The organism is Shewanella sp. SM29 (assembly GCF_025654245.1).
In the GTDB taxonomy this organism is placed as follows: Bacteria; Pseudomonadota; Gammaproteobacteria; order Enterobacterales; family Shewanellaceae; genus Shewanella; species Shewanella oncorhynchi.
The window spans coordinates 207780-220148 of record NZ_JAKKRN010000004.1; the positions used below are offsets into that span (position 1 = coordinate 207780).

At 47.8% G+C, this 12369-nt stretch carries 8 protein-coding genes; 7 read left to right on the forward strand and 1 reads right to left on the reverse strand.

Going from position 1 to position 12369, the window contains the following annotated elements; genetic code table 11:
* The first annotated feature begins 169 nt into the window (after positions 1-169).
* The 7 genes from L5L77_RS04480 (at position 170) to L5L77_RS04510 (ending at position 11263) form a co-directional block, all read left to right on the forward strand.
* The gene (locus L5L77_RS04480) at positions 170-2191 is read left to right on the forward strand and encodes a sensor histidine kinase (protein WP_263184492.1); all 2022 of its coding nucleotides are present in this window, start codon (positions 170-172) and stop codon (positions 2189-2191) included.
* Entirely contained in the window at positions 2181-2801 is a 621-nt protein-coding gene (locus L5L77_RS04485) for a response regulator transcription factor (RefSeq protein WP_263184490.1), read from the forward strand. The genes L5L77_RS04480 and L5L77_RS04485 overlap by 11 nt, the downstream gene beginning before the upstream one ends.
* 359 nt (positions 2802-3160) lie before the next feature.
* Positions 3161-6835 carry an ATP-binding protein gene (locus tag L5L77_RS04490; RefSeq protein WP_219253255.1) on the forward strand — a complete coding sequence of 1225 codons (3675 nt, stop codon included), beginning with the start codon at positions 3161-3163 and terminating at the stop codon, positions 6833-6835.
* Entirely contained in the window at positions 6835-7488 is a 654-nt protein-coding gene (locus L5L77_RS04495; RefSeq protein WP_006080105.1) for a hypothetical protein, read from the forward strand. Before L5L77_RS04490 ends, L5L77_RS04495 begins: the two co-directional genes overlap by 1 nt.
* Before the next feature lie 48 nt (positions 7489-7536).
* Positions 7537-8757: a hypothetical protein gene (locus L5L77_RS04500; RefSeq protein WP_011790750.1), complete on the forward strand. Its 1221-nt coding sequence runs from the start codon at positions 7537-7539 to the stop codon at positions 8755-8757.
* The gene (locus L5L77_RS04505) at positions 8745-9617 is read left to right on the forward strand and encodes a hypothetical protein (protein ID WP_263184486.1); all 873 of its coding nucleotides are present in this window, start codon (positions 8745-8747) and stop codon (positions 9615-9617) included. Before L5L77_RS04500 ends, L5L77_RS04505 begins: the two co-directional genes overlap by 13 nt.
* Before the next feature lie 401 nt (positions 9618-10018).
* Positions 10019-11263, forward strand: coding sequence for a dicarboxylate/amino acid:cation symporter (locus L5L77_RS04510; RefSeq protein WP_263222154.1), 1245 nt, complete (start codon positions 10019-10021; stop codon positions 11261-11263).
* Between the two features lie 117 nt (positions 11264-11380).
* Here the strand turns inward: L5L77_RS04510 and L5L77_RS04515 are convergent, their stop codons facing one another.
* Entirely contained in the window at positions 11381-11872 is a 492-nt protein-coding gene (locus tag L5L77_RS04515) for a TIGR00645 family protein (RefSeq protein ID WP_105250244.1), read from the reverse strand.
* Between the last annotated feature and the right edge of the window lie 497 nt (positions 11873-12369).

The window sequence follows — 12369 nt, forward strand, 5'->3', positions numbered from 1 at the left end:
AGTGGTTTTCCACATATCGGGTGTGGACTTGATCTAGCGCAACAAATATCCGTTAGAATAGCCTTCAAAATGCTAGGGTTTTATTTTTTGTTACTTGAGTTTGGCCTTTTCTTAGCTTGAGTTGGACTTGATTTTAGTGTGAGTGACTGGGGATAAAGGATTGCACTTCATGTTATTGAGGATGATGAAAACTGTGTTTCGCTTAGCTGTATCGGTCAAGTGGCCGTTATCGATTCTGAGCACTCCACATTCCGTGGTAATACCGAGAAAAAAGCCAAGGAACGCAGTGTTATTCCTATGCTTGCTGGCTTCGGTTAAGGTGTTTGCTGCGGAGCCACTGAATCAAAGTGCGCATTCGGGATTAACTGACCCTGAGGTTGTTGCTCAAGTTGCTATCGAAGAGCCCAGTTATCAAGTAGTCGATGTTGGCGTGTTAGCCATCCGCGGTTATAAGGCAACCATCAACCGCTGGCAACCTTTGATGGGGTGGCTCGAAACTCAAATTCCCAACAGTTACTTTAGGTTACATCCTCTCACCCTTGATGAGCTAGCTAAGGGCGTTGAAACCCAAGGGCTCGATTTTGTGATCACTAACCCAGGGCAATCCGTGTTGCTGGCGCGGCAATATTCCCTTACTTGGTTGGCGACCCTGCGCAGTCCGTTAAATAATGGCGCGGCAATGCAAGTGGGCTCGGCGCTGGTGGTGCGCGCCGATTCTCCCTATCAAACTTTAACTGATCTTAAGGGACGTCGACTCGGGATAGTGTCGAAAAATGCCTTCGGCGGTTACTTGACCTTAGTGTATGAAGCGCAGCTAAAGGGCATAGATTTGCCTCGCTTTGTGGGTGAGATTATTCCGCTGGGGTTTCCGCTAGACAACTTGATTTATCAGTTAGATAACAAAAAAACTTCCACAGAGCGACATCAACAGTTAGATGCTGCGGTCGTGCCTGTGTGTCAGCTTGAGCAGATGCAAACGGAAGGTCTTATTAATATCGCTCATTATCGAGTGCTCGATAATCAAGCGCCTGCGGGATTTAATTGCCAAGTCTCGACTCACCTTTATCCCAACTGGTCTATGGCAAAGACCAATCGCGCTTCCCAGTCTCTGGCTAAAAGTGTGACTCAAGCTTTGCTGGCGCTGCCCGAAGATCATCTCGCCGCTAAGTTTGCTGATTCTGCGGGCTGGACCACGGCCGTGAGTCAGCTTGCGATCGATCAACTGCTTAAAGATCTCGATATGCATCCTTTGCAGGCACCATGGTGGCAAAGGGCGTGGCAGTGGATCAAGTTACATCAACAATGGGCTTGGCTTGTTTTGGGGATTTTGGTTTTACTCAATGTGTATCATTTTTGGCTTGAATACCGCTTTAGCCGCCGCGGCCGTGAGTTGATTAACACTCAGCGCCAGCTCAATGAAAACCGTGCGTTACTGGAACATGCCCAACGTATTGCTATCGCGGGTGAGCTTGGCGCGAGTCTCTCCCATGAACTCAATCAACCTTTGGCGGCGATTGGCCATTATTGTCATGGCGCCGAAGTGCGATTACAGCGGGGGACGAGCCCTGAGGAGTTGCAATCTGTATTGGCGCTGATCCAGCAGGAAGTCACGCGCGCCGACAATATTATCAGTCGCTTACGTAATTTATTGAAGAAGCGACCTGTGTCGAAACAGCCTTTGTATTTGCATGAGCTGGTCAATGAGACTGTGCCGCTACTCGCCTATGAGTTTGAACAACATCAGATAAACCTTGCCGTCAATGTGAATGGTGAACCCTATTTACAGTCCCTCGATGAAGTTGGCATGCAGCAGTTGTTGCTTAACTTGCTGAAAAACGCCTTTGACGCCTGCGTTCAGCGGTTAGAGCTTGAATCCAGAGGCACCGAACAGATCATCACGCAAAAGCCATACACACCCACGATCGATATCGATCTTCGCTATCAAGAATGTACGCTCTTGCTGACAGTCACAGATAATGGCACAGGGTTAACCGAAGAGACCAGTCTGCTGATGCAAGCATTTTATTCCACTAAATCAGAGGGGTTAGGTTTAGGCTTAGTGATTTGCCGTGATATTGCCGAGAGCCATGGTGGTACGTTTAGCCTAGAAAGCGCTATGGGTGGCGGTTGCCAAGCGCAGGTTGCTATACCGCGTAAACCTGAACCCAATGGAGCCAATAATGAGTCTTGATCTACCTGTGTATTTAATCGATGACGATGACTCAGTGCGTCGTTCTTTGCGTTTTATGCTTGAAAGTTATGGCCTTAAGATCACCGACTTTGATAGCGCCGAAGCCTTTTTTACCGCCGTAGACTTAACACTACCGGGTTGTGCGCTAGTCGATGTGCGAATGCCGGGTTTGAGTGGTCAGCAGTTGCATCTTGAATTAGTGGCAAAAAATAGTCCGCTAGCGGTGATTTATCTCACCGGCCATGGCGATGTGCCTATGGCGGTAGATGCGCTTAAATTAGGTGCGGTGGATTTTTTCCAAAAGCCCGCCGATGGCGCTAAGTTAGCCGAAGCGGTCGTCAAAGCGTTGGAACATACCAAGGCGCATCATCAAGATAATCAGTATCTTGAGACGTATCAAGCGCTCACACCAAGGGAGCGGGAAATACTCAACCTGATTGCCCAAGGGCTGAAGAACCAAGAGATCGCCGATAGCCTCTGTATTGCCATGCGTACGGTCGAGATCCACCGCGCCAATTTGATGAAAGGCATGCAAGTGGGATCGCTGGCGGAAATGATGCTGATCTATAGCCGGATCGCTGATCGCCTGCGCCTTGAAGATAACCGCTAAAATTTACCTTTTACTGCGCTAATTGCCGCTTTGTTAGCCGCCTATTTTGGCTAAGTTGTCGTATCATTGGCGGTTAGTATTGGCTTTGCTAGTAGCTTAGTTCTGGGCTTAAAGAAGAGCTTAGTTCTGGGCCCAATTCTGGGCGTAAAGATTGTGAGCCATGGCATTAGTGCAGCGCCGCTTAATTGCCAATACACCGCGATTGCCTTATTTTAGGGGCACTATTTTTAGGTCATGATTTTAAAATCACTTTTTACAGTGCATTTTAAGGTCTGTGGCCCTCTTGGATTGTTTTCTCTTTGTCCTGTAGAAGGCTTCTGCAGCTTAGATAAGACTCTCCTGTTTGCATAAGGAATGAAATGGCAAGCTTGATTCGTATTGTGCTGATTGATACGCACCTTCCGGGCGTGGTGGAACTCGCCCTCAATGGTCATACCAACATTTGTGGTACTAACGCCTCGGGTAAAACGACATTACAACGTCTAGTCCCTGTTTTTTATGGTGAATACCCAAGCCGCGTGGTGCCTTCGACCCGCGACAGTTTCGAGCGTTGGTATTTGCCACACGATTCAAGCTACATCATTTACGAATATCAAAAGGCCGATGGCTTACTGTACCAAGCCGTGCTGGCCTCTGCGGGCGATGGTAAGGGCGTTAACTATCGCTTTATCGCTAAAGGTTTTGAGCTAAGCGATTATATTAAATCGCAAAATGGCGACACTATTCTGTGCCACACCATGGCGGAATTAGGCCGTGATTTAAAACGTGCCGGCATCGCCACCACTAATTTGCTTAATACCCGTGAATATCGCGCCATTATTCAAAACGATCGCACCCTATTAAGCACGGGCAGCAACCGCAGTGAACTACGCGGTTATGCACGCCAATTTGCCCTGTGTGAGGGCGAGCATTCGCTGCGCCACATCGAAAAACTCGCCAAAGCGGTGCACTCCAAAGAAGGCAAGATGGAGACGGTCAAATCCATGATCGCCGCCATTTTAGAGGAGGACGGGGTTAATCCGCCCAGCTCACGCTTAAACCCACAGCGCGTTGAGGCGTGGATCCGTGAGAGCCAACTTATCCAAGGCTTTGAAGTCATTCGCCCTGAGTTTGAAAAACTCGAGCAAGAATTTAACCAACTGCTCAGCGCCGAACTGCGTTTATCGAGTTTATCCCGTGGTTATCGCAACGATGAAACCTTAGAAGCCGATCGCCAAGATATTCAGCAAACCTTATCTAAAGAGCTGAATTTAAAACTCAGATTGCTCGACGATGAATGGAAAGAGCAACGCGATGAGCTTAATCTCGATTTATCGGCAGCTAAGGGCGATGTGGCAAAGTGCGAGTATGAGCTCGATGCGATTGAAGATCAGCACGCTGCCTTTTTAGATGCCAACATAGAACAAGCCAAGGCCGATCTTGAGATGCTGCCGAACTGGCGCACCGATGTTGAAAACCTAAGTGAACGCCATAAGCTGCAAACCGAGAAGCACCAAGATATTGAGGCGGCGTACAATGCCCGTCGCAGTAAGATTGGCGAGCAGTTAAACCGCGAGCTTGAAGGTTTGCATGCCGACCAAGACAAGCAGCGTGAAGCCCGCGATAAACAACGTGAAGTGGCGCGCACCGATATTGACGCCCTAGAGCTGCAATGGCGCAACCAAATGGATGCGGGCAAGGCTAGCTTTAGCGAGCAGGAATACCAATTCAAACTCACTGCCGCCGAGCTTAAATTGCGTGTTGATGGCGTGACTTACACCGAAGAAGAAAAGCTGAGTCTCGCGATTTTCGACGAGCGTATTCACCGCGCCGACGAAGAACAAGAAAGCTGCAATGCCAAGGTTGAACGCTTAAGCAGCGATGAACGCAAGCTCAGAGCCAAACGTGACCAAGCCAACGAAGCCTTGCGTATCGCCACCTTAAGGGTGAACGAGCGTCAAACTGCGTTGGATGAACTGCACCATATGCTGTTCCCGCAATCCCACACCCTATTGGAGTTTCTGCGTAAAGAATCCCAAGGCTGGGAGCAAAGTTTAGGTAAAGTGATCGCGCCTGAACTACTGCATCGCACTGATTTACATCCAAGCTTAGTGACTGAATCGAGCGAAGCTTTCTTTGGCGTGCATTTAGATCTTAAAGCGATCGATGTGCCTGAATATGCCGCCTCCGAACAAGAGCTGCGTATTCGGTTAAGCAAAGCCGAAGAAGCCCACACTAGTGCCCAAGAAATGCAGGCCGAGGCCGAATCTCAGCTGGTGGCCATTAATGGCGAGTTGGATAATCTCAGCCGTGAACTGACTTTTGCTCGCACGGCGTACAAAAATAGCCGTGACGATCTGCGTCGCCTATTTGATGAAAAGCGCAGCGAGCAAGAGAAAATCAACAAAGCATTGAGCGAGCGCAAAGCCCATGCGGGACAAAGACTGACTCAACTCGATGGTGAGCTAAAACAACTTAAACATCAGCACGAACTCTGGCTCGAAGATCAAAAAGAGCAAGCGCTCGAAGCACGCATGGAAAAGAATGCCTATTGGCAGGAAGTCATCGGCGCGCTCGACAACCAACTCGGCCAAATTAAAGCGACTATTGAAGGACGCCGTGAAAGTGCCAAAATCGAGCAGAAAGCCTGCGAGACTTGGTACAAAAACGAGCTTAAATCCCGTGGTGTGGATGAGGATAATATCCTCAAACTCAAGCAACAAATTCGTGAGTTAGAAACCAAAATCAGCCGCGCCGAACAGCGTCGCAGCGACGTACTGCGCTTTGACGATTGGTATCAACACACTTGGCTTGCGCGCAAACCTAAACTGCAAACTCAGCTTAGCGATGTGAAGCGTGCGGTATCGGAAATCGATCAACAGCTTAAGGCGAAAACTCAGGATGTTAAGGCCCGTCGTCAACAACTTGAAACCGAGCGTAAAGCGTCCGATGCGGCGCAGGTTGAAGCTTCTGAAAACTTAACGAAGTTACGTGCCGTAATGCGTAAACTCGCCGAGCTTAAGTTACCGACCAATAACGAAGAAGCCCAAGGCAGCCTAGGCGAGCGTCTGCGCCAAGGTGAAGACTTACTGCTAAAACGCGATTACCTGATGGGTTCGGTGAAGCAATATGTGGAGCATTTTGACTCAGTGATCGCCAGCAAGTCAGGTTCTGGCCTTGCCGAAACCTGGGAGCGTGCCCGCGAAGAATCGAGCTTTATCAACGATAAAGGTATTCGTCTGCTGGATTACCGTAAGTTAGTGCCACAGCTTGAGCAATTGCTGAACGTGATCGTGCCGCAATCGATTACTGCGCTGCGTGAGCAAGGACGGATTTTTGGTGTCGACTTAACCGCTTTCTACGATGTGTTAGCCGATATCGACCGCCGCATTGCCTCCCAAAGTGCGCGTATTACCCGCGAAGTGGGCGAAGAGTTATTCCTCGATGGCGTGTCTGAATCGGCTGTACGTATTCGTTCGCGCATCAGCGAGTTAGAGTTCTGGCCTGAGCTTGAACAGTTCGTCAAAGCCTTTAAACATTGGAAAGCCGATGGTTTTAATGGCTTGCCCGATGAGGATTACACCAACAGCATGCGCCGCGCCTTAGACATTATCGGCCGTGCCGCATTAACGGGGGGCATCTCCAAGTTGCTGGAAATCGAGCTGCGCCTTAAAGAAGGTAACAGCGACTTAATCATCCGCACCGACAGACAGCTTAACGAATCCTCAAGTCACGGTATGGCGTATCTGATTTTGTGTAAGTTCTTGTTGGCATTCACGCGCTTGCTGCGTGGACGCGCCGATGTGACCATTCACTGGCCAATTGATGAGTTGGGCACTTTGCACCATACCAACGTGAAGAAGATTTTTGACGCCTGCGAAAATAACAATATTTGTGTGCTGGGCGCCTTCCCGAACCCTGAGTCTGAGGTGCTGAACTTGTTCGCTAATCGTTACATTATCAACAAACAAACTAAGAAGTTGCAGGTGGTTAAGCCTAAAGTCAACCCAATTGCCGACATGTTGAATAAGCGTTTGTCGAAGGAGGCCATCTAATGAGTGATGCAACCCAAACCGTATTAGTTGGCACTGGCGCTTTGATTGAGCTGTTACTCAAGGGCGAGTTTATTTGCCGCACCACTAATGAAGAAGGCTGGCGCGCCCTTAAAAATAGCAGTACCCGCGAGCGGGTTGAAGCCTACTTAAACCAGATCAACCGTACCGTGGCGTCTGCCGCCGAAGGTGATGTGTTCTTCTGCGGTTATTTGCAGCTCGGCGATAGCGAACGTAAAGTGATTTCATCGCAGTTTAAAGATATCTGTCAGGCATTGATCCCGCTGGTGGAATGGTTGGTATTAGTGCAAGAAGCCAGTGGTCAAGATGCGCCGCTGAGCGAAGGTGCGCCCGTGCGTTTAACCGAGCTGCAAAGCCGTATCGAAGACACGCCGGCGTTTCGTGAGCAGTTAGCCAAACTCAGCCAATATCGTTTATTTGGCTCGACCAGTACCAACAGCGATGCGCAAATCAAATTAGTCTTCAAACGATTAGTCGAACTCGGCTATTTAGTGCGCCCCAATGCGGAGAAGCAAATCTATATCGCCACGGGCAAGCTGGATTATTTGTATGAAGTCATTCGGTTTATCGACGAAACTGAAGGTTTAAGCCTAGAAGCGCAGGCGGAAACAGCGACCCAGCGGGACTTAATATAATGTTGGCACTGTTAAACCTAGGTAAAAGCTGTGACCAAGGAGGCCATGATGAGCAGTAACTTACATCAGGCGGGTGTGAAACTGCTCAAGCAGTTAGGTCGCCATGCTGACATCATTATGGACACCTATTTGGCGGGCTCTCTTAACGAGGATGCGCACGATCCAAGCGTGGTCGAAAAGCTTAAACAGGCGGGGATTTTATGGCGGCCAGAGCCAGATCAGGAGCTGCGGCTTAAGCGTTCTGTGCGAGCCTTGCTCGAAGAAGGCTTAAGTGACGAGCGCAATCGCCAAATCGACTCTAACGTCGGTTCGGCCTTAGCCACGATTAAAACCTTGGCCGATCATTATAAAGAGGCGCGTCATAGCTCAGACTACAGCGCCGCCGAGGCCTATTTGTCGGATTTGAGCGAGCATGTTTATAGTTTCGCCGACAGTCTGCGTTATTCGATCCGTGTGCTCTGGGGCCGCATTAATAACGAGTTCGGTTACGTTGGTACGATCAACGCTAAGATCCGCGAAAACGAATTAGCTCAAAGCCAAGTGTCTGAATTACTTAATGGCTTAGAGATGTTCCAGTTTAGTGAGCTAGGCGAAATCGCTGGCGATATACGTGAACTGCGCAAACTCTTAGTGACGACTTTGCAGGAAACCATGAGCGACTGCGCCCAGGAACTGAGCGTAGTGCAGGGGCGTTTACTCGAACTCTTAGGACGCTTCAGACAAATCCGTGGGCGTACCCGTTTACTCAAGGGCTGGTTGCTCTACACTGATTTGCATCCGGATTATCGGCCTGCGGACCATGTGTCCCACAAGGAAATCCCGAGTCTATTCAATCGCGCTGAAATCTTGCTCGCCCCTGCATCGGTAGATGTGCACAACGCCAGCCAAGAACTGGAGTTGATGGGCATAGTCGCGCATATCAAGGCCATCAGCCGTCATCCTGTAATTGCGGCGGTGCGTGAGCATGATGTGTCCGTTTCTATCACCCAAAGTGAAGACTTCGATGTGCCGGATAATCCACTCAAACAAGCGGTGGATGAGTATTTCGTCGATGTAATTGAGTCTGGCCTGCGTCAATCTGCGCTGGAATATCTGGCGGATAAGGCTTTGCCTTGGGACGCTGAAAGCTGGATTTATCAAGTGATTGGCGGCTATGAAGGCCTACCCGATGAACACAAAGCTTATTTTGAGCTTGAGCCATTGGGTGAACCGCATCCCATCTATAGCGGTAACTTTATTATTCGCGATGTGGAATTATGGCTCGCCTAGGCCAGCAACAATTACAACTGTTGGAGAACGCTTTTATTAAGCGTTCTGTAAAGGTTAAGCTCACGGCTAACTGGCGCGCGATTTACCGCGAGTTAGAAGTGGGTGAGTTAGACGGATCCGAAAAGTATCTGTGTTTTGCGCCCAAAGATTTTGAACTGCTAAGGCAAAGCGTGTTGGCGTTAATGGGGCTTGATTTAAGGCAGCTTGATTTTAATGTCGATCGCATGGCGATGTCCGCCAAAAGTCACGATGAAAAGCTCGCTAAGATCCGCCCCGAAGCCGAATACGTTTTGATGAAGTATCTAGGTTTCGAATCTTCACCAACTGGGATTTCAACACGCACATCACTGCGTATTCCTTTGGATGAAGCACAAAAGCATTGCCATGAACTCAATGTCGCAGCCATCCTAGTGATTGAAAACTTAGATGTATTTGATGTTATCCATCAAGCGCGTTTGCCACAGGATTTAACTCATGTGATGGTTATCTACCGAGGTAGCGGTCATCATTCTCCGATTGGCGTGCAGCATTTTTTGCGCTCAATGGTAGGGAAACTGCCGATTATCGCCTTTACCGACTTAGATCCCGCAGGGTTACAAATCGCCCATACCTTAACAGGCGTGACCCATTGCCTTGTGCCACAACTTGCGCTGACAGCACCTGCTGAGTTATTGGCAATAGCACAAATTAATTCTACTGATGATTTCGACAAGCAAGCGAAACAGGCTAAGTACTTGCAAAATGCCGAGTTAAAGCATTGGCAAAAATTAGCCGTTTGGCTAAATCAACACCAGATTAGTATCAAACAGCAACACCTGCTGGCTCACGGACTTGAACTAGTGTTAGTGCCATATATTTAGCTGTCATCCATTCCATCTCTCTGCTTTACTATAATTAACTGGTTTTAAATCCTGTTATAAATTTAAATTCAGTTATTAAGTCTGAGTTTTATTTGGTTGTTGTTTCTTATATGTTTAATTTGATGTTATTTGGTGTTTATTTTGTTTGTTTATACTGGTTTAAATATATTTCGTTAGTGCTCAAATATTGTGCTGGTAAATTTTTTATGATTTAAAATCAGTTTATTACTGTTTTTCTGTGATGGTGTTAACTTAATTCAAGATGAAAAAATGAAATTTATTCATTGAATTAACGGCTAGCATGTTTCACTATCCCCGCCTGAGCCAAAAATGGATTGGCAATTGTGCTCATCATGGAAGATGAATAACAAATAAATGACCTTTCTGGGGAAATCACAAGCATGATGAAATCACTTTCGACGCGGATCTTTATTGGTCTGTTTGCCGGCCTTATTTTCGGCACAATAGTGCAATACTTCTTAAACGATATCGGTTTTTTCTCGGGTAATTTAGTCGAGCTTGCCGGTGGCGTTGGTACTATGTTCGTTAATATGATCATGATGCTGGTGGTGCCACTCGTGTTTGTGAGCATCGTTTGTGGTGTCTGTGAGCTGCAAGATCTCAAAAGTTTTGGCCGCTTGGGCGGTAAGACCTTCGGTTTTTATATCATCAATACTGTCGTCGCAATCGCGACCGCAGTATTAGTGGTGGTGCTACTCGAACCCGGTAAAGGTGTAGATATGAGCAGCACGGATGGCGTAGCGATTACAGCAACTGAGCTGCCAAGCCTGATGGCGCTGGTGATCGACATAGTCCCACGTAATCCTGTGACAGCTTTTATGTCAGGTAATATGCTACAAGTGATCTTTATGGCCTTGTTGCTGGGCGGTGTGATTAAGTCCCTTGGGGAGCATGTTGCGGGTGCTGTCCAAGGTTTTCAAACCGCCAATAAAATCATGATGAAATTGATTTCTGTGGTGATGAGTCTTGCGCCCTATGGTGTATTTGCCTTGATGTTTAAACTCGGCGCGACCTTAGATGCAGGTGTGTTTATGAGTGTGGTTGAGTATATGGTGCTGATCCTCGCGCTGCTGCTACTGTGGATTTTTGTGGTTTATCCTATGGCAGTGGGGATATTTACCCCAATTTCAGCCAAAACCTTCCGCGAGAAGACCCAAGAGCAAGTGCTGTTTTCACTTTCGACCGCAAGCTCAAATGCGACTATTCCCGTGACCATGCGTACTTTAACGGACAAGTTAGGCGTGAACCGTGCCGTTGCTGGTTTTGGCGTACCGCTGGGTGCGACCATGAACATGGGCGGTGTGGCGATCTATATCACTATTGCGATTTTCTTTGTCGCCAACGCCTTTGGCATGCCCATTACCACTGAGCAATTGCCTTCGCTGTTATTTAGTGTCTTCCTATTATCTGTCGGTGCGGGCGGTGTTCCCGGTGGCGGCATGGTGATGATAGGTGTGTTAATCCATCAAATGGGTTTACCGATAGAAGCCTTTGCCATAGTGGCGGCCTTAGATCGGATTATTGATATGGTGCTGACATCCTGTAACGTGGTTGGTGATACTGCGGTGTTGACCATAGTGGATCAAACCGAGAAAGTGCATCAGCTTGAGTCAGCGAAGAGTTAATGTGCCATTAAGTCGTATTCTATAAAAACAAAAGCCACTGAAAACAGTGGCTTTTGTTTAATATTTTCCATGCTGGTATTGATGCGTTGCTAGGTTCGCATCAACTATGTTAGCCCATTACTTAGTGCGAGTAATTTTATCCAGATAGCCCATGGCAAAGGCTGATAATACAAAGGTGATGTGTATTAACAGATACCACATGATTTTGTCGTTATCGATATTCTTCACATCCATAAAGATTTTCAGTAGGTGAATCGACGAAATCGCCACAATCGACGCCGCCACTTTGTTTTTCAGTGAGCCAGAATCTAATTTACCCAGCCAACTTAGCTTCTCACTGTCTTCGCCCACATCCAGCTGCGAGACAAAATTCTCGTAGCCAGAAAACATCACCATCACAATCAGGCCACCCACGAGGGTGATATCAATCAAGGATAGGGTCACCAGCACTAAATCCACTTCAGTCATCTCAAAAATGATCGGCAGAATATGGAAGATCTCTTGGAAGAATTTAATGCCTAAGCCCAATAAAACAAAGCTGAGTCCCAAATAAATTGGCGCCATAATCCAGCGCGATGCATACATTAATTTTTCAAATATTTGTTCCATATGGAGTAAACCCTTAGTGGTTAAAGCGTAAAAATCGAATCTATGATGCTAAAACAATAACATACTGGGTTAAAGCCGCGCTATCGGCGGATAGTTTTTCAATTCGATAATGGTATGAAACTCTTTATGCGGCCTTGCGGCCGAGGTGGATCAAAGTCGTGGGGCTTCACCCCACACCCGACCAAGGAGGACTGCTCGTCCTATCCTCCTTGGATGCTCCATGACGCCCCTAGCGAAGTTACATGCATTGATTAGTGGCTTCGTGCTTATTCGAAAATCGCTAACGCTTCCGATGGTACATCCTGTACCCCGAAAGCTAGCTCGGCATCCATGCCTCGCTCACGCTATTTTTTCAACGCCCTTCAGCAACTTCGCAGGGGAGGTGAACTTCTGTGGCCACTGTGTGGGCTGTAACTACTGAAAGAGTTATGTCTGTGCCATCTTTCCCGCTCATTTTCCCTAATAAGTTTATCATCGATGACATTTGTCATCCTAGA

Coding starts and splice junctions, on each gene's coding strand:
- L5L77_RS04500 (WP_011790750.1), top strand. CDS start 7,537: ATGAGCAGTAACTTACATCAGGCGGGTGTGAAACTGCTCAAGCAGTTA.
- L5L77_RS04510 (WP_263222154.1), top strand. CDS start 10,019: ATGATGAAATCACTTTCGACGCGGATCTTTATTGGTCTGTTTGCCGGC.
- L5L77_RS04485 (WP_263184490.1), top strand. CDS start 2,181: ATGAGTCTTGATCTACCTGTGTATTTAATCGATGACGATGACTCAGTG.
- L5L77_RS04495 (WP_006080105.1), top strand. CDS start 6,835: ATGAGTGATGCAACCCAAACCGTATTAGTTGGCACTGGCGCTTTGATT.
- L5L77_RS04490 (WP_219253255.1), top strand. CDS start 3,161: ATGGCAAGCTTGATTCGTATTGTGCTGATTGATACGCACCTTCCGGGC.
- L5L77_RS04515 (WP_105250244.1), bottom strand. CDS start 11,872: ATGGAACAAATATTTGAAAAATTAATGTATGCATCGCGCTGGATTATG.
- L5L77_RS04505 (WP_263184486.1), top strand. CDS start 8,745: ATGGCTCGCCTAGGCCAGCAACAATTACAACTGTTGGAGAACGCTTTT.
- L5L77_RS04480 (WP_263184492.1), top strand. CDS start 170: ATGTTATTGAGGATGATGAAAACTGTGTTTCGCTTAGCTGTATCGGTC.